Source organism: Streptomyces bugieae (assembly GCF_036352915.1).
Lineage (GTDB): Bacteria > Actinomycetota > Actinomycetes > Streptomycetales > Streptomycetaceae > Streptomyces > Streptomyces endophytica.
In genome coordinates, this window is the sequence record NZ_JAZBJP010000006.1 from 216,138 (window position 1) to 237,383 (window position 21,246).

Consider the following 21,246-nt stretch of genomic DNA (forward strand, 5'->3'; position numbering starts at 1 on the left):
CAGCCGCTGACACCGACGTCGGCCCCGGCCCCGCACGTGGGGTGCGCGGGGCCGGGGCCGACGCCGATCTGTGCGCCTGTCCGAACTCACACCGGCGCGACGGGCGCGCTCGGGTGTACTTCACGTTCGATGCGCGGCGTGATCTCGGGGAGGTAGATGTCCTGGATAGCTGCGCCGGAGCCGTGGGCATCCCAATGTCCACGACTCGCCCAGCGCTCGACCAGGACGAATCGCGCGGCGTCCTCGTGCGACTGGTACGCCTCCCAGCTGACGCAGCCGTCTTCGGCCAGGCACAGCGGACGCATACGGGCCAGAGCTTCCGCAACGTGGCCGACGTCTTCGGCTTTGGGCACGCGGATGATGACGATGAGGTCGAACATCATGGCTCCTCGATCGAGGCCGGACACAGCCCGAGCACCCTATCGCGACACCCAGTTGACCTGCGTAAACTTCCCGGAAAGGGAACCTGGTGCTGCGCCGCCGAAGCGGCGGGACACGGGATTGCCGGACGTCCTTCCTTGGACCACGGACGCGTGACTCCCACCGGCGGGCTGAGACTGCGTCATGCTCATTGATCGATGTGGCCGGCCGGCCATAGGTTGTCCGCATGAGGGGCGGATTACGGGAACGGTGGCGGAGTCAGCCCCGGTGGGTGCGATGGATGCTCGCGGTGTACCTGATCGGCTTCCTGGAAGGAGCCTGTGCCCACCTCCTGGATCTGATCCGCGGCGGCATTCACGCCTATGCGTCCTTCGCGCCGGTGCCGCTACAGGTGTTCTTCGTCAGCCTGGTGGTCCTCGACCCGCTGGTCGTCGTGTGGGTGGGCCGGGTCCGCTCCGTGGGCATCCGGCTGGCCGCCGGGGTGATGGTGCTGGATGTCATCGCGAATTGGATTGTCAACTGGCCTTCGTTGCAGATGAATCCGGCATGGTTGCTGCGTCCGGTGGGCTTGCTGCCCCTCACGCTCTTCGGCCTGTTCGTCATCGCGTCCTCGGTCCCCTTGCTGCGGTCGGTGAAGGGGGCGGCGGGGCGTCTCCGCTGAGCCGGCCTGGTGCTCCGTAGGGACCCGCGCAGGAGACCTGCCGGGTGTCCGCGCCGTGGGGTGTTCACGGCTTGTGACAGCTGGGAGCGGGAGATCTGGCCGGCTCATGTGCTGTCGTCGCCGGTCGCGAGGAGGGTGCGGCTGGCCGCGAAGAGCCGTGCACAGCGTTGGGCCATGGCTTCGGGTGACTGGTCGGGGTGGTTGACCCACCAGCGGACCAGGGCGGTGCACAGACCGCGCCAGGCGTATTTGAGGGCGTCGGCGTCGAGCGGGTCGCGGGAGCCGGTCGCGTGCAGGAGGTCGGCGGTGCCGACCGCGGCCAGGTCATCGATGGCGCCGCGGTAGTACGCCGCGCGTTGGGCGGCGTCGCTGTCCGGTGGCAGCGTGGCGTCGTAGAGGACGGACCATGCCTCGCGCTGCTCGTCCAGGGCGGTGAACAGGGAGTGCAGCACGCGCAGGGGGGTGGGCGGTGCGCTGGGGGCGTGTTCTGCCATCGCGCCGCGGATGGCGTCCAGGAGCCGGTCGCCCACCGGGTTCAGGCAGGCGAGGTAGAGGTCTTGCTTGCTGCCGAAGTAATGGTGCAGCAGTGGTTTGGTGACGCCCACGCGGGCGGCGATGGCGGCCACGGTGGTGGCCTCGTAGCCGTGGCGGCCGAACTCCTCGGTGGCCGCGGCCAGGACCTGTTGTTCGCGCGCGGCCCTGGGCACGCCCTTGGTGCCGGCCCTGGAGGGGAGCGTTGTCATGGAAGCCGATATTACCCTAAGGTAATTTTCCGTTGGGTAAATTCCCCGGACCGCGCTGGGAGCACACGCATGCCTGCCACCCCGTCCCACCCCGGAACCTCCCGCACCCGCTCCTGGTGGGGCTGGGGCTACGCCGACGCCCACCCCGACAACGCCGAATGCGCCGCCATGGGCGCCCTGCTGCCGGGCACCCTCGCCCGCCCGCTGCCGATACCCCGGGTCGCCGACCTGGCCATCGCCCGCCCCGGCGCGACACCCCCGCCCGCACTGGCGCACCTGATCACCGCCGACCCCGCAACGCGCGCCGCCCACGCCATGGGCAAGGCCTATCGCGACGTCATCCGGGCCCTGCGCGGCCGGCCCGGCCGGATCCCCGACCTGGTCGCCCACCCGACCACCCATCAAGAGGTCGCCGACCTGCTCGACTGGGCCGGCGGACACGGCGTGGCCGTCATCCCCTTCGGCGGCGGCTCCTCGGTGGTCGGCGGCGTGGAGTACCGCGGCGACGCCCACCGCGCCGTTCTGTCGCTCGACCTGACCTCGATGAACCGGGTCCTGGAGATCGACGCCACCAGCCGCTCGGCACGCATCCAAGCCGGTGCGCTCGGCCCCGTGCTGGAAGAGCAGTTGCGGCCCCACGGCCTCACCCTGCGCCACTTCCCACAGAGCTTCGAGTTCTCCACCCTTGGCGGCTGGCTGGCCACCCGGGCCGGAGGCCACTACGCCACCGTCCACACCCACATCGACGACTTCGTACAGTCCCTGCACGTGGTCACGCCCGCCGGCGCCAGCACGTCCTGGCGCCTGCCCGCCTCCGGCGCCGGACCGTCACCCGACCGCCTGTTCCTCGGCTCCGAGGGCGCGCTCGGCATCATCACCGAGGCGTGGATGCGCCTGCAGGAGCGCCCGCGGTACAAGGCCTCGACGTCCGTCACCTTCGCCGACTTCCACCAGGCGCTGGACGCGGTGCGTGCCATCGCCCAGTCCGACCTGGCCCCAGCCAACTGCCGGCTGCTCGACCCCGGCGAGGCACTGCTGTCCGGCGCCTCGCACGACGGCTCCGCCGTCCTGGTCCTGGGCTTCGAATCCGCCACAGCCCCCGTCGACGACCGCCTCACCAGCGCTCTGGACCTGGCCCGCGCCCACGGCGGCCGCAGCGGGGCGCCGACGGCGGACCGTGACACCCCGGCCGACACGGCCGTGCGCGCCTGGCGTTCGGCGTTCCTGCGCATGCCCTATCTGCGCGACGGTCTGGCCCGCATGGGCGCCGTCGTCGAGACCTTCGAGACCGCCGCCACCTGGGACACCCTTACCGCCCTGATCGACGCCGTACGCACCCAGGTCGGTGCCGCCGCCTTGAAGGCCACCGGCCACCCGGCCACCATCAACTGCCGTCTGACCCACGTCTACCCCGACGGCGCCGCCCCCTACTTCACCGTGGCCGTCGCCGGCCGCCCCGGCGACGAAGTCGAAATCTGGGACGACATCAAAGCCGCCGCGGGCGACGTCCTGCACCGCCACCGCGCCACCATCACCCACCACCACGCCGTCGGCCGCGACCACCGCCCCGGCTACGACCTCCAACGCCCGGAGCCCTTCGCGCTGGCACTGCGCGCCGCCAAGGACGCCCTGGACCCCCACCGCATCCTCAACCCGGGAGTCCTGGTCGACTAACCGGACCGCAGCGGCTGCCTACCGCCGTTCATGCGCGGGCGAGGAGCGTGGTGGCGTGGGCGCGGAACTCTTCGTCCGCGCGGGTCTGGTAGCGGAAGCGTGTCCTGGTCGGTTGGCCTGTGTTGTCCAGGCGCCGTGGATCGGCCAGTTCCTTGCGCAGGAGGGCGGGCAGGCCGGCCGGGAGCGACTCGGTGGGGACCTGACGGTGGAGGCCGGCGGCGATGGTGGCGCGGGCCGAGCGGTCGGTGGTCCAAGCCGTGAGCAGTGCGGTGTCCGCGGCGACCGTATCGGGGCCGTTGCCTGGGCCGCTGACTGCTCGGAGTGCCAGGGCGGTGCGGGCGGTGGTGAGGACGTGGCCGTGGGGCGCGCGGAGGCGAGCCCGGAGGGTGGGGGCGAGTGGGGCCGCCGCCGGGCCCATCGCTGCGACCAAGTCCAGGGCCTCGTGGGTGACGATCCGGTCGTGGGCGTTCTCGATGGTGGCCTCAAGAGCGGTGGTGAGCACCGGCAGTACGGAGGCTGCGTTGTGTTCGGCGTGCCACAGGGCTCGGGCGGCCCCGATGCGGGCCTCCGGGGAGCGGTCGGTGAGGAGGCGGTGCAGCAGGGGTGTGTGGTCGGCGGCGTCGGGGCCGATGCCGTCGGGGTGTTGGAGCAGGAGGAGGCCGGCCCGGTGCAGCCCGGTTTCCTGTTCCTCGGCGCGGTCGGCCAGGGCGTCGAGGAAGGGGGCGATCACGCCGGCAGTTTCGTCGAAGCCCGTTGAGCTCAGTGCGGCCAGGAGGCGCGCGGCCTCGTCGAGGGCATGGTCGTCGTCGGGGTGGTCGCTCATGTGGTCGGCGGCTTGCTGCAGCCGGGCTCCCAGGGCCGGCACCAGCGTGGCTGCGTGCGGGCCCAACGCCCGGCACCAGTCAGGCAGTTCTTCGGGGACGACCCTGCCGTAGAGCAGCTCCGCCAGGTGGTGGGCGCCTCGCCTGTCTTCGGCGGCGATGAGGAGTTGGAGGCATGCGCCGCCGGCGCTGCTCTGCCAGCCGTGGTCGGTGCGGTAGCCGGAAGCGTCGGCGATGCGGTGGGCGGCATCGAGGATGTCGGGGGTGAGGGGCAGACAGCAGCAGCGCAGTTCCTCGGCCGCGGCAGCGGCGACGGCTGCGGTGACGCATGCGCCTGCGACCGAGGCGGCAGTGGAGGGGGAGGTGTCCGCAGGGCTTACGTCCTCGGGCTGGGAATCCGGCTGCCCCTCGGTCTGGGTCTCCAGGGACTCGGCGTAGGCCGTGAGGACCGTTCCGAGCAACTCCGCGACCTGTGCCGCGTGTTGTGGGGGGACCCGCCAGGCACCGTAGAGGTCTCTGATCCGGTCGAAGGTGTCCGTGCGCACGGCGGGAACGGCCCGGCGCAGCTCGTGCAAGACCAGCTGGTGACGGTCGTGCAGGCGGGCGCCGAGTGCTCCGTGAAGGTCGCGCAGGGCGTCCACCAGCCGCATCTCGGTGTCTGTGGGGTAGGCGCTTGCGCGCAGGGTGCGCAGGTAGGACAGCATGGTGTCGGAGTCCGGGCCGCCGGGCGGGGGCGGCGCCGGCTGGTTGCCGGCCCGGTCGAGCGCGGTGAGGGCGCAGTCGGCGGCGTCCGGTGGCAGCGTGTGGGGTGCGTGGGCCGCCAGGGCGGTGAGCGCGGCGAGGACGGTGGCGGGGTCCTGTTCGAGGAGTGGGACCTGTTGCCCGGTGCTCAGGCTGAGGAGCAGGTCGATCGCTGCTTGGAAGTCCTCGGTTGGCGCGCCGGCCCTGGCTGGGTGACCGGCCTGGCCGTCGGGGAGCCGGCCGAACAGGTCGGCCAGGTCCTCGACGAGCGACTGGCGGGTGGCCGGGTGGGGTTCGGTGCGCAAACCTGCCGTCAGCGCGGGCAGCAGCGCGCGGGGTTCGTCGGTGCACCGGACCAGGAAGGTGGCCGCGGCCGCTCGCACGTCCGCCTCGGCGTCAGCGAGCAGGGGAAGCATCGACGGCACCGCGGCGGTCAACGCCCGCTCGGCGAGAAGCTGATGGGCGCAGGCGTACTCCTCCCACCACTCGTCCGGGTCCAGCCCGGCAGCAGCTGCCTCGGCGAGTACCGCCTGCGGGTCGGGCATGGTGGTGCCGTATTCTTCGGCGGCCGCGTTCGCGGTGGCGGCGATGCTGGTCAGCAGGCCGATGACGGGGCCCCGGTCGGGCACGTTCGGGTCCTGGGCGAGGGCCAGCAGATGGGGGATGCACGCCAGCGTCGAGTCGTACACGTCGCCCTGGTGATGAACGCCCCCGTACAGCGCGTCCAGGGCGCGCTCCCGGGTGAGGGCGTCGTCGGACCGCAGGTTCTGCAGAAGGGCGGGGACGTCCTCGGCAGTTCCATATGCGTGTATCAACTTGGCCCAGTCCACGTCCACAGGCGTGTCCAGGTTCGCGTCCATGTCGGTCCTCGTCCCCATCGGTAGTGGCCCAGCAAGCTAACAGTGGAGAAACGCAGTTCCCAAAGGACAACAGGGCCGCCGCAGACCCGGTCCAGCGGCCCGGCCACAAGCGCGTTCCCGCGGAGCCTGTCCGGCCACCCCCGGTCCGGGCCGGCCCGGACCCAGGCTGTGCTGTGAACGGCCGCGGGCCCGGCCGTAATTCGCTTGCCTTGGCCACGGGCCAACGCTGCACTGTGGCGGGGCACCACGAGTCGTGGTGCCGGTATTTCGAGGAGGCAGCGGCAGCGATGAAGATCCGTTCCACGACCGACCAGGACTTCGACGTCTTCGTCGACACACTCCATGCCGCGTTCGGCCGCTTGCCGGAAACCCCGAACAAGGACGGCGGCGGGGTCTGGTGGTCGGCGTTCGAAATGGACCGCAACCTGCTCGCCATGACGGCGGACGGGCGGCCCGTCGGGACCGCCGGTGCGTACTCCTTCGAGCTCACCCTGCCCGGTGAGACCCTCGTCCCGACCACCGGGGTGACCGCCGTCGGCGTCCTGCCCTCGCACCGACGCCAGGGCGTGCTCAGCGCGATGATGCAACGTCAGCTCGCCCAGTTACGGGCCCGCGGAGAGTTCCTCTCCGTACTGCTGGCCTCCGAGGCCACGATCTACGGCAGGTTCGGCTACGGACCGGCGACCTACACGCAGCGTCTGACGGTGCCGCGCCACCGGGCCGCCCTCGCCCTCCCCCGGGCGCGCGGAACGGCCGACGCTCCGGCGACCGGTTCGGACACCGGCACGATCGAGGTGCTGCGGCGGGCCGAGTGCGGCGAGATCCTGGAGGAGGTCTACGACCGCTACCGCCGCGCCCAGCCGGGCGCGCTGTCCCGGCCGCACCGCTGGTGGGCCTCGGGCGCGGGGCAGCCCCCGATCTCGTCGGCGCCGCGCTACGTCGCCGTCCACCGGGACTCCGACGGCACCCCGGACGGTTACGCCAGCTATTCGGCCGGCGAGCCCGACTACACCCTGACGGTCGACGAGACCATCGCCGCCGACGACGCCGTCTTCACGGACCTGGCCCGGTTCGTCCTCGAACACGACCTGGTCACTCAGGTCGTGTTCAAGCACTTCCCGCCCGGACATCCGCTGCGCTGGCAGTTCGCGGACTTCCGCGCCGGCGAGGTGAGCGGCGACACCGACTGGCTCTGGGTGCGGCTGCTGGACATCCCGCGTGCGCTGACCACACGCGGCTGGTTCATGGACGGCGAGCTCGTCCTCGACGTCGAGGACCCGTTCCTCGGCGAGCACGGCCGCTACCTGCTGACCGTCCGGGACGGCAAGGCCGACTGCGGCCCGACGGATCGGGAACCCGACCTGTCCCTGGACGTGAGCGACCTGGGCTCGATCTACCTCGGCGGCACCGCCCCGAGCACGCTCGTGCGTGCCGGACACATCCGGGCCCACCGCCCGGGCGCGGCCACCCTCGCCGACGCCCTCTTCCGCGCCGAGCGCTCCCCGCACTGCCTGCACTGGTTCTGACCGCGCGCCCCCGTTGGCCGGGCCACGAGCTGCTCGCCGAGGTCCGCGCCAACGGCCGGCTCGGCGAGCTCGAAGGACTCCACGTCAGTCTCTGCCGCCGCGACCTGCTCGACACCCTGTTGGCCAACGCGCGCGTGTCCGAGCTATTCGCGGAAGGTGCTGGGGTCGGCGCCGGTCAGATCACGGCTTGCGTCCCACAACCGTGCCGCGACGGAGGGGTCGGCGAGGTGGTTCCACACCGGTTCACGTCGGGGCTCGCCGCGCAGGCCGAAGACGCGCGGTCCCCACAGCTGGCCTCCGCGTACGGCCGGGTCGAGCACCGCCCGGACCGCGGGCCATGCACCGGCGTGCTTGCCCTGGACGAGGAGGGCCGCAGGTGCCGCGCTCAGCCGTGCGCCGGTGGTTCGCACATGGACCGGCGGCCGTGACGGCGTGAGGGAATCCAGCGCGCCGCCGGGATGGACCACCACGCTCGCCACCGTGCTGCCGGCAGCACGCAGGCGCCGGTCGAGTTCGACGCCGAAGTACATCTGTGCCAACTTGGAGCGCCCGTAGGTGCGCTTGGGCCGGTAGTCCTTCCGGGACTGCAGGTCCTCCAGGTCGAGCCGCTCGGACTTCGCCGCGAAGCTGCCCATGGTCACCACACGGGCCGCCGGCGCAGCCGACAGCAGCGGCATCAACCACTGGGTCAAGACGAAGTGCCCGAGGTGGTTCGTGCCGAACATGAGCTCGTGACCGTCCCCGGTCTCCTCGCGCGGCGGGTCGTCCAGCGCGACGCCGGCGTTGTGGACCACCGCGTCGAGGCGTTCCACCTCCAGTGATTCCACCGTTGTTGCGAGCGACGAGAGGTCGGCGAGGTCCAACCGCACGGCCCGCACCCGTGCGCCGGGGACACGCGCACGGATCGAGGCCATGGCGGCCTCCGCCTTGGCGGGATTCCGGCTGCCGAGTACGACGGTGGCTCCGGTTTCCGACAGCTGCTCCGCGACGAAGTACCCGATGCCGGCGTTGCCGCCGGTGACCAGGAAGACGCGGCCATCTGCACCGGGCAGTCGTTGGACATTCCAGGGCGGGCTGGACGGCATGACGACAGGGCTCCCTTGCTGTTGAAGGCGGCTGCGGCTGCCACCCGTTGGGTAACTCGACCCCCACGGTTCCAGCGGCCACCGACACATCGCCCACGGATCACCGACAGTCCCGCCGGCCGGCCGACATCCTGCCGACGCGGCGTGCGCAACTGACCGCTGCGGACTGGGAGTTCATCGAGCCGTAGCTGCCGATCGGCGCGTATGGCCCGTACCCGGTGTGGCTGCGGCAGCAGTTCGAGGGGGTGCTGTGGCGGTGTCGGCCCGCGGGCTCAGGCGAGGGCGGCGACGAGCAGGGTGAAGGCGGCGATGATGACGGCGACGCGGACGTAGTGGAAGCGGTCCCAGCGGTTCATCTGCTCCTTCCAGTCGGCGGGCCGATTCTCGGGGGTCCATGTCTTGCCCCGGTTGTTGATCGGGACGAGCAGCAGGAGCGACATGATCACGCTGAGGATCAGCAGCGCGCCGGCGGTGGCGGCGAGACCGGCGCCGGGGCGGTGCCATCCGGCGATGGCCCAGACGGCGACCAGGACGAGCGAGCCGATGTACCAGACCGGCATCAGGGCGCCGAGCATCCGGCCCCCGTGGGCGCGGCCGAGTTGGCCACTGTCCTCGGGGAGGGCGTTGAGGATCGGGTTGATGACGAAGGCGACGGAGAACTCCACCCCCACCATCACGCCGACGACCACGGTGGTGACGATCTCAAGTGCGTTGAGCATGCTGACTCTCCCGAGATCTAGCATTGATAGCTGTCTTGGCAACGCTAGCCCTGCTGCCGCTCACTTGTCTAGCGGTGCTAGGATCGACTCATGTCGGTACAGGAACGCAAGCAGCGCGAACGGGCGGAGCGCGAACGCCTCATCGTGGCGACGGCCCGCGAACTCGCCGAGCAGCAGGGCTGGGACGCGGTCACCACCCGACGGCTCGCCGAGCGCATCGAGTACAGCCAGCCCGTCCTCTACAGCCACTTCCGCGGCAAGCGCGAGATCATCGGCGCCGTCGCCCTCGAGGGCGCCGCCGAGATGGCCGCGGCGCTGCGGGCCGCGACCTCCGCCGCAGACGACCCCCGCACCCGGGTCACCGCCCTCGCCCGCACCTACCTCGAGTTCGCCGAACGCAACCCGGCGGTCTACGACGCCATATTCCAGCTCGACGGTGGCCTGGCGTTCGCGAAGGAGGACACCCCGGAGCCCCTGAAGGACGCCTTCGCCGCCCTGCTGGAGACTCTCGGCGAGGTCACCGGCGACGGCGTCCACCCGGGACTGTTCACCGAGACGTTCTGGGCGGCGCTACACGGGCTGGCCACCCTGACCCGGGCGGGACGGCTGCCGCCTGGAGACGCCGAGCGGAGGGTGGAACTGCTGGTGGACCGGCTCGCCATGGTCTGACACACCGTCCCGGCGGGCACGCAATCGGGGTCCCCCGTTGCCCCCCGTTGAATACCGGTGGCACTGAACTCGGATCTGCCGCATGATCACGTCATGACGAGTCCTGCTGCCTTCCGGGACCAAACCAACTGGTCCGGTGGCTACTACGAGCTGGCCATAGAGGTTGGATCGAGTGATGACGGCCAGCTGCAGGCCGTCCTGAGTGCTCTGTGGGCCGCCGCAGACGTTCACGGGTGCTTTGGGCAAAGAGACCGTGAACCCGAGGAGCAGGATTCCGTGCCGTGCACGGTTGGCTCTCTGACCGAGTTCGGCCACCTTCACGGTCAGGTTCGTCTGCCGACGGGCCAACTGGTCGTATGCGGCTGCGTGGCGATCCGCGGCGGTGATGAAAGCGGCGACTGGCTGGACTTTTACGTCCCCCTCGGTGCGCTGGATCACGCGGGCCTTGCGTACTGGGACGGTCAGCCGTTCTTCAGGTCCAACGTGATGGACGACTGGCTGGCTGCCATCGGGACCGAGGCTTTCAAGAGCGCCTCCTTCAGCCTGGGGGTCATCGGCTTCGAGGTCTCTGGTTGCACCGACGCATCGACGCTGGCAGGAAAGCTGCCGCGGACCCGGGACATCGGATACCTGCTTCCACAAGGCGACGCCTTGCTCTATGGCGCCGCCAACACCTGAGGCCGCATCGGCGCCTCCGGAACCGCCCGTTGGAGCAGTTCCCACGACTCGTTCGGCGCCAGCCGTCAGCGGGATCGCCGTTCAACGATCCCCACCACGACCGACAGCCTGCCGAGCCGCCCACATGAGATGACGTCTAGGATCGCCTCTCATGCGGGTCATCCGGATCGCGCTCCTGGTGATGGGAGCGGTTGTCGCGCCCTTCTTCGGGTTCCTTCTCGGCGCGATGGCTGCCGCCGTCCTCGTAAGGCCGCTGACCGGTGACCCGGCCACCGTGGACACGGCGATCCCGCTGGTGGGCCTCGGCGGAACTACTGCCGCCGTCGTCGGCTGGATCAGACTGCTGCGCCTCGCGCACTACCGGCACCTGCGACGGCTGCGCCGCTCCGGCCCGGCCGTGCAGGGCAAGGTCGTCGCGGCGCGCACGTCGTTCGCCAAGAACCCGCGGGGTCCTGGCCACTGGACGGTGCGGCTCGAGGTGGTCTGGACGGATCCCCGCAACGGACACACCCACCAGGCGAGCAAGGCTTTTCGGTTCGCCGAGCGGCACGGCGAAGACGCCCACGACTTCCAGCGTCGCCACCGCGCCGAGTCGTCGATCGGTGTACTGCCCGGTCGGCGGCGTGGGTTCTTGCTCGACGTCCCGGAGCTGCCGGCCTGGTGGGATCGCTGGTAGCAGCCTTCCAACCTGGTCGTGCCTGGGAGTTGTCTTCACATCCAGGGCATCAGCTCCAGGGCATCAGCTGATCACACCGCACAAGCCACCGCCGAAGGTCAGCGCCATCGAAATCCAGCGTGAATCTGCTCGCGTCCGGCTCACCGATGCTTGCCATGCCTTCCGGGCGTGGTTTGCCCGTTCACATCCCGGGCCGAACGTCCGCGAGAGGAACACCGCGAGCCGCATCGCCGAAGCCCGCGAAACGGCTGGCTCGTTGAGGCCGAAGAGCTCCAAGTCAGCTTCGACGCCGCCAGCGGCGGGTGTGCGGCCCTGCCGGTGACGGCAGGACTTGTACCTCAGCTCGGCATGCAGGAGCGAAATCGGCGGAGTAGCTCACGCGCGGCAGGGCTCTCGGCGTCGAAGGTCTGGCCCTGTTTCCCGGTGGGAACGTCTGAGCTCCAGATGCGTGCTCCGTGGCAGCGGAAGCAGAAGGCGATCTCGAAGAGCAGATCGGAGGAGCTGCGCGCCCGGACTCCCCAGCCAGGGAGGAAGCAGCGGTACATCTCGCCGCCGGGCAGATCGGCGATCAGCGTCAGGGCCTGTTGGGCTTGGTCACTCTCCCAGATCGCGACAGTGTCCCCGGTCAGGTCCTCCGAGGTGAGGTGCCTGGCGGGATCGGTGATGCGGACGACCTCAAGGAGGTCGGCCTGCACATGAGTGAGGGGCAGCAGCATGCTCCCCAGGCTCCCCGATCACGACGCCGTTGGCCAAACCAGCCGGGAGGCATGCCCGGTCCTGCGGCAAGGGTGCGTGGTGCGTCGTATGGCCTCAAGTTGCTCCGCCAGTACGCTGTGACCAGCAACATGCGGCCTTCCAATGGGTAGTTCCACGGCCGTCTGCACCGCGCTTCGGCCGGCAGCTCGCGGCGCACCGTGGTCACCAACTTGCCCAAGCAGCGGGCTGAGCCCGGTGTACAGCTTCTCCTCACCGCCGCGGCCCCGGTCCTACCTGGAGGAACAGTTCCTTACGCCCGTCGCGAAGGGCAGGTGACCTCCCAGGCTGCCTCGATCATCCGGAAGATCTCGTCCACCGCGGCCTCCGGGTCGGCCGCCTCGCGGGCCAGCGAATAGGCGTCGATCACGAACCTCGCGATCGTCCGGCTCGCCGTTGCGGTCTGTGACAGTTCGAGGTCGGCGGCGATGGCCGTTGCCAGTGTCTCCGCGTGGCGCAGCCTCATCGACTCCTCGTATTTCCGCAGGGCGGGTGAGTCGTCGATCATGCGCCAGATCGGGGCGGCGCCTTCCGCCGTGCAATGTCGCACCAGGGCCTGGATCTCGTGCCGCAGCGCAGGGATGAGCGGCGCGTGCGGCGCCCGGTCGGTGACCGCCTGCGTGAGGCGTTGCTCGAAGTCTTCGTCCTGTTCGAACACCAGGGCCTCTTTGGAGGCGAAGTGGGAGAAGAGGGTGGTGACGGCCACGTCCGCCTCAGCGGCCACTTCGCGGATACCCACCGCGTCGTACCCGTTTTCCAGGAAGAGCCGCAGGGCGGTGTCAGCGATCTTCTGGCGGGTCGCGGCCTTCTTGCGCTCACGGCGCCCGGGCGGCACGGTCATGCCCGCACACTACCAGGTACGAAGCTGTAACCGTTTCAAAACACTAACCGTTAGTGCTACGGTCCACCGCATGAAGAAAGTGAGCTTCGCCGAGTTCGGCGGTCCGGACGTTCTGCAACTCATCGATGCCGAGGAACCCCATGCGGGCCCCGGCCAGGTACGCATCGCCGTGCGGGCGGCGGGCGTGAACCCCGCCGACTGGAGGATCCGTGAAGGCCAGGTCCTGAAGGCCCATCCGGTCGTGTTGCCCGCGGGAGTCGGACTGGACGCCGCAGGAGTGGTGGATGAGGTCGGCGAGGGCGTCGAAGGGGTCGAGGCCGGCGACCACGTGTTCGGCGAAGGCTCAAGCACCTATGCCGAGTTCGCCGTGCTGTCGGCCTGGGCCCGGATGCCGGAGGGCCTGACGTTCGAAGAGGCGGCCGGGTACCCCTCCGTGGTGGAGACCGCGCTGCGCATCCTCCGTGAGGTCGGTGTGCGGTCCGGGCAGACACTGCTGGTCAGCGGTGCGTCCGGGGGAGTCGGATCGGCGGTGCTGCAGATCGCCCGCGACCGCGGCATCGCGGTGATCGGCACGGCCGGGGCCGCGAACCAGGACTATCTGCGGAGCCTGGGTGCCCTCGCCACGACGTACGGCGAGGGCTGGGTCGACCGGGTGCGGCAGCTCGGCCATGTCGACGCGGCCCTCGACCTGGCCGGTTCGGGCGTGATCGGCGAGCTCGTCGAGCTGACCGGGGACCCGCAGAAGGTGATCTCCATCGCCGATCTCGAGGCACCGAAGTTCGGTGTCCGGTTCTCCGGCGTGGCCGGGAGCGTGCCGGATGCGCTCGCCGAGGCCGCCGCCCTCATCTCACGGGGAAGGCTCCACATCCCGGTCGAGAAGGCGTACCCCCTCGCCGAGGCCGCGGCGGCGCACATCGACAGCCAAGCCGGTCACACGCGCGGGCGCCGGGTCGTGGTCGTCTGAGCCGCTTCCTGCGCAGTCGCACGCCCCGGCACACTGCATTCCTTGGCGGTGGTGAACGTGCTTCCCGTCGCCGAGTCCGCCAGGCAGGGACAGCTGCAGGTCTTCGAGCTGCTGCTCGCGGCCTGCGATGCGCGCAATGACCACCTTGGTGGGGTTGCCCGGCCGATCAAGGCTTCGCCTGTGACTGGGCGTTGGCCATCGGCCGGGCGGCCGCGAGACGCGGTCATGCGACCAGGCGCAGCCAGGCCGCCGCCAGTGCGGCGTGACCCGCCGGCGTCGGGTGCACGCCGTCCGCAGCCCAGTACTCCGGTCCGCTCACCGCGGCGAGCTCGGCGAACATGCCGTCCGCGGCGAGCAGATGCGCGCCGTACTCGCGGGCGAGCTCGCGTACGACCTGGATCTTGGGGTCCAGGTCGGCACGCCACTCCTTCCGGACCGCAACGTCGACGTGCGCGTCACCGGCCTTGACGCTGCCGCTGATCGGCAGGAGGAACGGCTCGATGAGGATCAGCTCCGTGCCCGCCGCGGCCAGCGGCGCGAGCAGACGGTCGTAGCCTGCCGCGAAGTCCTCCGCGGGGATCACATGGCCGTCCGGGTCGAGCGTGTGCCAGCCCATGTCATTGACGCCGACGAGGATCGACACCACGTCCGGGCGCGCGTCGAGCACATCCGCCTGCCACCGGGGTTCGAGGTCCCTCACCTTGTGGCCCGCGATCGCGGAGTTCAGCCAGGTCACGGGCCGGTCCGGGTGCCGGAGGCCCCACTCCCCCGCGACGCGCAGCGGGTAGCCGAAACCGAGGCCGTCTTCACTCGCCAACCGCTGGCTGTCGGTGATCGAGTCGCCGGTGAACATCACGGTGGTTCCCGGGCGGAGGGTGATCGTCATGAGTGCTCCTTGACATGTGGATTGGGGGAAAAGGGAGGTCTATCAGGGAATGGGGCGGCGGCTCAGCTTCCCGCAGTGCCGAACCACTGGTCGGCGGCCCGCTCGAACGACTCCCAGCCAGAATCGCGGTCTCCTGCCCAGGCGACGATGCCGTCCGGCCGGATGAGCACGGCGCCCAGTCCGAGGGCGTGCTTCGCCACCCCAGCCGCGTAACGCAGTCGGCTCTGCCGGCCCGTCGCCGCATCGCGCAGGCGGCGGTCGGTGCTGAAATCGAGCGCGACGCCTCGTCCGTCCTGCAACAGCTCGCCGAGTCGAGTGCCGTCTTCGAGACGGAAGTCCGGGGCGTTGCGGCCGACCAGCGGCTGTTCGCTGCCGAGGTCGTAGCGGATCGACGATCCCGACACCTTCTCGAAGACGTGGGTCGTTCCGTCACGGGTCCCGAGCAGGTCGCGCATCAATCCTCGGAGCGCCTGGCCATGGGGGTCCGGCTTCATCACCGCCGCTTGGGCGCGCGTCCAGTCGAGCACCCAAGCGCCGATCGAGTGCCGCTCGTGGGTGTAGGTGTCGAGCAGCCCGTCCGGCGCGTACCCGCGCACGGTCGCCGCGAGCTTCCATCCCAGGTTCATGGCGTCGCCGATGCCGAGGTTGAGTCCCTGCCCGCCGAGGGGCGAGTGAATGTGCGCGGCGTCGCCCGCGAGCAGGACGCGTCCCCGACGGTAGGTCGTCGTCTGCATCGCCCGATCGGTGAAGCTGGAGACGCGATGGACGGCGTTCAGTGTCACGCCGGTGCCGGACACGCGGCGCAGCACCGCCTGGAGGTGGTCGAGAGTCGGCTGCTGCGAGCGGTCGAACGCACCGCCGTCGAAGTCCATCATGCCGATGTGCTCGGTGGACATCCGGAGGTACATGCCGGTCGGCGTCAGGTTGATCCCGGGGCTCAGCTCGTCGGGATCGGCGACGGCGGCAACCATGACATAGCCGGTGAACAGCGGCTCGGTGCCGACGAATTCGAAGTCCGCGAGCCCGCGCACCGCGCTGCGTCCGCCATCGCAGCCAACGAGCCAGCGCGCCGCGTATTCGTGCGCGCCGGCGTGCGCGACCACGCTGTCGTCGTCTTGCGCGATGGCTGAGACCGTGACGCCGCGCCTGATCTCCACTCCGAGCTTTTCGGCCCGCTCGGACAGCACCGTCTCGACCGCTTCGAGGTTCGTCAGCACACCGTCCATCGCCGGGCTGGGAAGCCGATACGGCAGGGCGGCGAGGTCGACCTTGGCCGGATCGAGCACCATGCCGGCGAAGTGGCCCACACCACGGGGAGGTGACGGCTCGTCCGCGTCGGGGTCCGGGCCGCCATCGTCGTGGCGGCCCGACGCCGCCAGCAGGGGGTGCAGCATCCCACGGCGATAGAACGCCTCGACCGAGCCGACGGACAGGCCCCGCATCCCGAGCGGGTCCGCCCGCCACGGGGAGCCGGGCTCCCGCTCCAGCACCAGGACGGAGCAGCCCGCGAGGCCGAGTTCGCAGGCAAGGAACAGACCCACCGGGCCAGCGCCCACGATCACTACGTCATGCATGACAATTCCCTTTCCGAAGCCGTTCTTTGCGACGGGCCAAGACTGCTGTGGGCCACTCACACGGGGCGCACACGGCGTTGACACGAGGGCACACGGGCACTGCCCTGATGTGAGGACCCGACCGCGCGCGTGCGAGGATCGGAGAATGGACGGGGGTGCGCGGCTTCAAGTCACGCTGCTCGACGCCTTTCAGGTGTCTCGTGGTGACACCTCCCTGCCCGTACCGGGTGCCCGGTTGCGGGCTCTGGTCGTACGGCTGGCCCTCGCCGGCGGGCACGCGGTCGAGCAGAGCGGCCTCATCGACGCGATCTGGGCCGAGGACCCGCCGGCCGGACCCGCCCACGCCCTGCAGGCCCTCGTCTCGCGGCTGCGCCGGGCCCTCGGCTCGGCCGGCGACGTCGCACAGTCCGCGGGCGGCTACCGACTGGCCGTGGACGCGGCCGACGTCGACGCGCTGCGGTTCGAGCAGCTCGCCGCCGCAGGCCGTGACCGTCTGCGCGCCGGCGACCCGAATGCCGCGGCGGCCGTGCTCGGCGAGGCCGTCGCGCTATGGGGCGACCGTCCCGGCGCCGAGCCCACGGCCGTCGCCGCGGTGGCGCCCACCGTCGCGACCCGGCTGGCCCACGCCTCGATCAAGGCCGTCGCCGACCTCGCCGACGCCGAACTGACGCTGGGCCGGGCCGACGCGGCCGCCGCCCGTCTGGCCGCACTGCTCGCCGAACACCCCCTCCACGAGCGCGCCGCCGCGCTCCTCATGGACGCGCTCGCCGCCCAGGGGCGCCAGGCCGAGGCCCTCGCCCTGTACGAGCGGGTCCGCGAGAGCCTGGCCGACGTGCTCGGCACCGACCCGGGCGCCGCCCTGGGCGAACGCCACCTGCGCCTGCTGCGCGCCGAGCGGCCCGCCCCCGAGGCCGTGCAGGTCAGGCGGAGCAACCTGCCCGCGCCGCTGACCAGTTTCATCGGCCGCGACGACGACCTTGCCCGGATCGACACGCTGCTCACCTCCGGGCGCTTGGTGACGGTGCTCGGTCCCGGCGGCGCCGGCAAGACACGCCTGGCAGTCGAGGCCGCCCGCCGCCGACGGCACGCATACCCCGACGGCGTGTGGCTGATCGACCTCGCGTCTGTCACCGAGCCCGCCAAGGTCGGCGCGGCGCTGCTGGCCACGATCGGGCTGCGCGGCTCGGCGCTTTTCGAGGCCTCGCCCAAGCTGCGCGGCAACCCGGTCGGCGAGCTGGAGGTGCTGGCGGACCAGCTGGACGGCCGGGAGACCCTGCTCGTGGTGGACAACTGCGAGCACCTCATCGACGCGGTGGCGCACCTGGTCGCGGCGCTGCTGGCCCGCTGCGCCACGCTGCGGGTGCTGGCCACGAGCCGGGAGCCGCTGACGGTCGACGGCGAGGCACTGGTCCCGCTCGGCCCGCTCATCCTGCCCGAGCCGCACGAGGAGGTCGACCAGGCCCGCCGTACCGCGTCGGTGCGCCTGTTCACCGAACGGGCGGCGGCCGTGCGGCCCGGGTTCGACGTCGACGAGCACAACCTCGGCGAGGTGCTGCGCGTCGTCCGCGGCCTGGACGGCATGCCACTCGCACTCGAACTGGCCGCGGCCCGCCTGCGCACGCTCTCACTGACCGGCCTGGCCGCCGGCCTGTCCGACCGATTCCGGCTGCTCACCACCGGCAGCCGCGCCGCCTTCCCACGGCACCGCACGCTGCGCGCGGTCATCGCATGGAGCTGGGACCTGCTCGGCGCGGACGCCCGTACGGTCGCTGAGCGCATCTCGGTCCTGCCCGGCGGCATCACGCCGGCCTCGGCCATCGCGGTCTGCGCAGGCACCACGGTGCCTGCCGACGAGGTCCCGGAACTTCTGGCGGACCTGGTCGACCGCTCTTTGCTGCAGCTCGCGCCGGACACCGGCCGCTACCGGATGCTGGAGACCCTCCGCGAGTACGGCCTGGAGCGCCTGGCCGAGCAAGGCACCCTGACCGGCGCACGAGACCTGGCCGCCGGTCACTTCGCCGAACTGGTCGCCCGCTATGACCCGCTGCTGCGCGGCCCCGAGCAGCTCGACGCACTCCATGTGCTGCACGCCGAGTACGACAACGTACTCGCCGCCCTGCGGCACCTCTGCGACACCGGCGACGCCACCGGCGCGATCGCGCTCGCCGTGAACCTGATCTGGTACTGGCAGATGCTCGGCCGGCACACCGACGCGGCCTACTGGCTCGGTGAAGCGGTCGCGGTGCCGGGCGAGCGACCGAGCATGACGCGCGACATCGCCGAAGGGCTGCTGGTGCTCAACACCGTTGGCACCCTGGGCACATCGGCCAAGGACTGGCTCAAGGAGCGGCGCGAGGAACTGCGGGCGCTCGCGGCCCGGCTGCTCAGCCACCCGGAGCTGCCGGGCCACACCGGCGTACCGACCGCGGTCTGGCTGGGCTCCCTGACGGAGACCGAGGTCGCACCGGCGGTCATCCAGCGGCTGGTCGAAGGCCCCGATGTGTGGCTGGCCGGGATGGCCCGCTTCTTCCGGGCCCAATTCGCCGAAAACGACGGCCATTTCGATCAGGTCCGCAGCGACGTGAGCGCCGCGCTGGAGTGCTTCGCCCGAGCCGGCGACCGCTGGGGCCTGGCCAAGGCGCTGCCCCTGCACGCACTGATGCGGCAGTACGACGGCGATCTCGACGGCGCACTGGCCGACCTGAACGAGGCCAAACGGCTGGCCCGCGAGTTCGGATCGCTCAGCCTCAGCGACGAGATCTTCGTCGACCTGCGCCTGATCGATCTGCACGTGCGGCTCGATGAGACCGCGCGGGCGGCCGAGACGATCGCCGTGGCCCGGGAACGCGTGCTGCGGTCAACGTCACCTGAGATGGCCATTCTGCTCGACGCGCGGGAAGCGGCTCTGTGGGTGCGAACCGGCGTGCTGCCCCAGGCGCGCGAGCTGGTCGAGTCGATCGAGGCCGGACTGTCCGAGCGGGTCCTGTTCGGCGGCGACCAGGGGCAGGCACTGGTCGGCGCGATGCGGGGCGCGCTCTGCCTCGAACTCGGCGACGGGCCGGGCGCCGAAGAGGCGCTGGGCCGGGCGTACGCGGCGGCGGTCGACAGCAAGGACATGCCGATCGTGGCGACGGTGGCGGTGACCGTGGCCGGCCTCGCCGCGCTGTACGGGCGGTACCGCGAAGTCGCCGTCCTGCTCGGCGCGGCGGCCCGCCTGCGCGGCGCCCACGACCGCACCGATCCGCAGATCCGCACGCTGAGCAGCCGCGGCCGAGCCGCCCTCGGCGACGAGCACTTCGCCGAGGCGTACGAGGCCGGCTGGCAACTGGACGCGTCAGCAGCCCTGACCCGATCCGATCCGGCGCGGCTGCGCCGCCTGGCGCCGCCCGCCTCACCTCCCGAGCTGGGTTAGCGGCCTGGTCATGGACCGCCAGGCGTCGTCCCCAACCGACAAGATGTCTGACCTGAAGGGGGCGCGCCACGCGTTCCCATTCTGGAGGAGGCGAGCTCCAGGACGCGGGAAAACCAGCGGCTGCCCCGGCCGGCCCGGGTCATCCCTCCGGTCGAATCCAGGTGGCGGCGAGTTCCGCGACCCAGGTGGCCGCCGCGTCGGGAACGGGCGGGGGTGCGCCGACAACGACGAGTTCGGTGACGCCCGCCGTGCCGAGTACGGGGAGATGCTCCGGGATGCCGTCGCTCAGCGCCACGGCGACCGTGAGCTCGTCGAATGCGCGACCGTGGCGGGTGCACTCGTCGGCAAGAACGGCCATGCGCGCCGGGACGTCGGCCGCCGGTACGTTGAATCCGTACCACCCGTCAGCCAGCGTGACCGCGCGGCGCAAGGCGGCATCGCTGTTTCCGCCTACCACGACCGGGAGCCGGCCGCCGCGCAGCGGCTTCGGGTTGACCCGGATCGCGTCGAAGCGGGTGAACTCCCCCGTGAAGGAGGCTGGGTCCTCGGCCCAGAGGGTGCGCATGGCAGCGAGGTACTCGTCGGTGCGCCGCCCGCGCCCGGCGAAGGGGACCCCGAGCGCGGCGAATTCCTCGGCCGACCAGCCGACCCCGACCCCGAGACAGAACCGCCCGGCGGAGAGCACGTCGAGGGTGGCGGCCTGTTTGGCGAGCAGGACCGGGTTGTGTTCGGGCAGCAGGAGTACACCGGAGGCGAGCTCGATCCGGCTGGTGACCGCCGCCGCGAAGGTCAGGGCAAGCAGCGGGTCCAGCCAGTCCGCGTCCGCGGGCACGGCGATCCGGCCGTCCGCGGAGTAGGGGTAGTGAGAGGCAGAGCCGTCCGCTACGAGGCGACGGTGCTGGTCGCAGCCGTGAACGAGTGGCTGTGACCAGCACCGTCGCAACGGCCCTCAGACGACGTCGAATTCGTTGCCCTCGGGGTCCTGCATGGCGGCGGCGTAGAGCCCCATGTCCGGCTCGTCTTTGATCCGCAGCACGGTGGCACCAGCTTTGACCAGCCGTTCCACCGTGACCTTGACCCGCTGTGTGCGGACGTCCAGTGGGACGTCACGGCCCCCACCGACCTTCAGGTCGAAGTGCCACCGGTTCTTGGCGACCTTAGGCTCCGGAACCTGCTGGAACCACACCCTCGGTCCACGTCCCGCGGGGTCGATGATCGACTCCGGAATATCCCCGGCACCGGCCGGCAACTCTGCCTCGGGCACCCCCAGCGCCGCCCAGTAAGCACGCCACGTGGCGTGCCCGCCCGGCGGAGGCTCAGGCACGTAGCCCAGGGCCTCGGCCCAGAAAACCACCATCCTCTGCGGATCGGAGCAGTCGATCGTCAGCTGCACTGTCATCTCCATGTTCAGAGCATCCCAGGCAGGTCTGACAGACGATCCACTTTCGCAACAGGCCCTACGGGGCCGCCCACAGCGGTGCGGCTCAATCCCTTGCACCTGACGCGCTCTGACGGTGGGACGCAAGGATGTCGCGCCCCGCACCGTCCCCGTTCCGGCGGTGCACGCCGAGTTTTGAGACAC

At 71.0% G+C, this 21,246-nt stretch carries 19 protein-coding genes; 8 read left to right on the plus strand and 11 right to left on the minus strand.

Annotation, left to right across the window (positions count from 1 at the left end; genetic code table 11):
• Positions 1-86: 86 nt before the first annotated feature.
• On the minus strand, positions 87-383 hold the full coding sequence (locus V2J85_RS15185; RefSeq protein ID WP_330821871.1) for a putative quinol monooxygenase: 297 nt from the start codon (positions 381-383) through the stop codon (positions 87-89).
• Positions 384-661: 278 nt separating this feature from the next.
• Between V2J85_RS15185 and V2J85_RS15190 the strand changes: the two genes are divergently transcribed.
• Positions 662-1,042 (plus strand): hypothetical protein, encoded by a 381-nt coding sequence (locus V2J85_RS15190; RefSeq protein WP_330821872.1) that lies wholly within the window; start codon positions 662-664, stop codon positions 1,040-1,042.
• A gap of 104 nt (positions 1,043-1,146) precedes the next feature.
• Here the strand turns inward: V2J85_RS15190 and V2J85_RS15195 are convergent, their stop codons facing one another.
• Complete coding sequence (locus tag V2J85_RS15195) at positions 1,147-1,785, minus strand: TetR/AcrR family transcriptional regulator (RefSeq protein WP_261958105.1); 639 nt, start codon at positions 1,783-1,785, stop codon at positions 1,147-1,149.
• 69 nt (positions 1,786-1,854) lie between these two features.
• Between V2J85_RS15195 and V2J85_RS15200 the strand changes: the two genes are divergently transcribed.
• On the plus strand, positions 1,855-3,459 hold the full coding sequence (locus tag V2J85_RS15200; protein WP_330821873.1) for an FAD-binding oxidoreductase: 1,605 nt from the start codon (positions 1,855-1,857) through the stop codon (positions 3,457-3,459).
• A 28-nt stretch (positions 3,460-3,487) separates the two neighbouring features.
• Here V2J85_RS15200 and V2J85_RS15205 read toward each other — a convergent pair whose 3' ends face one another.
• Complete coding sequence (locus V2J85_RS15205) at positions 3,488-5,881, minus strand: hypothetical protein (RefSeq protein ID WP_330821874.1); 2,394 nt, start codon at positions 5,879-5,881, stop codon at positions 3,488-3,490.
• A gap of 287 nt (positions 5,882-6,168) precedes the next feature.
• On the opposite strand from V2J85_RS15205, the gene V2J85_RS15210 reads away from it, so the two are divergent.
• On the plus strand, positions 6,169-7,407 hold the full coding sequence (locus V2J85_RS15210; RefSeq protein WP_330821875.1) for a GNAT family N-acetyltransferase: 1,239 nt from the start codon (positions 6,169-6,171) through the stop codon (positions 7,405-7,407).
• A gap of 143 nt (positions 7,408-7,550) precedes the next feature.
• Here V2J85_RS15210 and V2J85_RS15215 read toward each other — a convergent pair whose 3' ends face one another.
• Both V2J85_RS15215 and V2J85_RS15220 read right to left on the minus strand, forming a co-directional pair.
• The gene (locus V2J85_RS15215) at positions 7,551-8,492 is read right to left on the minus strand and encodes an SDR family NAD(P)-dependent oxidoreductase (RefSeq protein WP_330821876.1); all 942 of its coding nucleotides are present in this window, start codon (positions 8,490-8,492) and stop codon (positions 7,551-7,553) included.
• 272 nt (positions 8,493-8,764) lie between these two features.
• Positions 8,765-9,211, minus strand: a complete 447-nt coding sequence (locus V2J85_RS15220; protein WP_330821877.1) for a DUF1772 domain-containing protein — start codon at positions 9,209-9,211, stop codon at positions 8,765-8,767.
• Between the two features lie 90 nt (positions 9,212-9,301).
• Here V2J85_RS15220 and V2J85_RS15225 point away from each other — a divergent pair, with 90 nt between their 5' ends.
• The 3 genes from V2J85_RS15225 to V2J85_RS15235 all read left to right on the plus strand — a co-directional run bounded on the left by V2J85_RS15225 (position 9,302) and on the right by V2J85_RS15235 (position 11,234).
• Positions 9,302-9,880 carry a TetR/AcrR family transcriptional regulator gene (locus V2J85_RS15225; protein WP_330821878.1) on the plus strand — a complete coding sequence of 193 codons (579 nt, stop codon included), beginning with the start codon at positions 9,302-9,304 and terminating at the stop codon, positions 9,878-9,880.
• A gap of 93 nt (positions 9,881-9,973) precedes the next feature.
• Complete coding sequence (locus V2J85_RS15230; protein ID WP_330821879.1) at positions 9,974-10,558, plus strand: hypothetical protein; 585 nt, start codon at positions 9,974-9,976, stop codon at positions 10,556-10,558.
• Positions 10,559-10,709: 151 nt separating this feature from the next.
• On the plus strand, positions 10,710-11,234 hold the full coding sequence (locus V2J85_RS15235; protein WP_261958099.1) for a hypothetical protein: 525 nt from the start codon (positions 10,710-10,712) through the stop codon (positions 11,232-11,234).
• Between the two features lie 338 nt (positions 11,235-11,572).
• Here the strand turns inward: V2J85_RS15235 and V2J85_RS15240 are convergent, their stop codons facing one another.
• Both V2J85_RS15240 and V2J85_RS15245 read right to left on the minus strand, forming a co-directional pair.
• The gene (locus V2J85_RS15240; protein ID WP_330821880.1) at positions 11,573-11,950 is read right to left on the minus strand and encodes a hypothetical protein; all 378 of its coding nucleotides are present in this window, start codon (positions 11,948-11,950) and stop codon (positions 11,573-11,575) included.
• Positions 11,951-12,240: 290 nt separating this feature from the next.
• A complete protein-coding gene (locus V2J85_RS15245) occupies positions 12,241-12,828 on the minus strand; it encodes a TetR/AcrR family transcriptional regulator (RefSeq protein WP_330821881.1) in 588 nt (195 codons plus the stop codon).
• Between the two features lie 70 nt (positions 12,829-12,898).
• On the opposite strand from V2J85_RS15245, the gene V2J85_RS15250 reads away from it, so the two are divergent.
• A complete protein-coding gene (locus tag V2J85_RS15250) occupies positions 12,899-13,792 on the plus strand; it encodes an NADP-dependent oxidoreductase (protein ID WP_330821882.1) in 894 nt (297 codons plus the stop codon).
• 223 nt (positions 13,793-14,015) lie between these two features.
• Here the strand turns inward: V2J85_RS15250 and V2J85_RS15255 are convergent, their stop codons facing one another.
• Both V2J85_RS15255 and V2J85_RS15260 read right to left on the minus strand, forming a co-directional pair.
• Positions 14,016-14,678 carry a GDSL-type esterase/lipase family protein gene (locus V2J85_RS15255; protein WP_330821883.1) on the minus strand — a complete coding sequence of 221 codons (663 nt, stop codon included), beginning with the start codon at positions 14,676-14,678 and terminating at the stop codon, positions 14,016-14,018.
• Between the two features lie 62 nt (positions 14,679-14,740).
• Positions 14,741-16,252: an FAD-dependent monooxygenase gene (locus tag V2J85_RS15260; protein WP_330821884.1), complete on the minus strand. Its 1,512-nt coding sequence runs from the start codon at positions 16,250-16,252 to the stop codon at positions 14,741-14,743.
• Between the two features lie 145 nt (positions 16,253-16,397).
• Between V2J85_RS15260 and V2J85_RS15265 the strand changes: the two genes are divergently transcribed.
• Complete coding sequence (locus tag V2J85_RS15265; protein WP_330821885.1) at positions 16,398-19,664, plus strand: ATP-binding protein; 3,267 nt, start codon at positions 16,398-16,400, stop codon at positions 19,662-19,664.
• A 139-nt stretch (positions 19,665-19,803) separates the two neighbouring features.
• Here the strand turns inward: V2J85_RS15265 and V2J85_RS15270 are convergent, their stop codons facing one another.
• Complete coding sequence (locus V2J85_RS15270) at positions 19,804-20,607, minus strand: LLM class F420-dependent oxidoreductase (protein ID WP_330821886.1); 804 nt, start codon at positions 20,605-20,607, stop codon at positions 19,804-19,806.
• Positions 20,608-20,613: 6 nt separating this feature from the next.
• Entirely contained in the window at positions 20,614-21,069 is a 456-nt protein-coding gene (locus tag V2J85_RS15275; protein ID WP_261958091.1) for a VOC family protein, read from the minus strand.
• Positions 21,070-21,246: the final 177 nt, after the last annotated feature.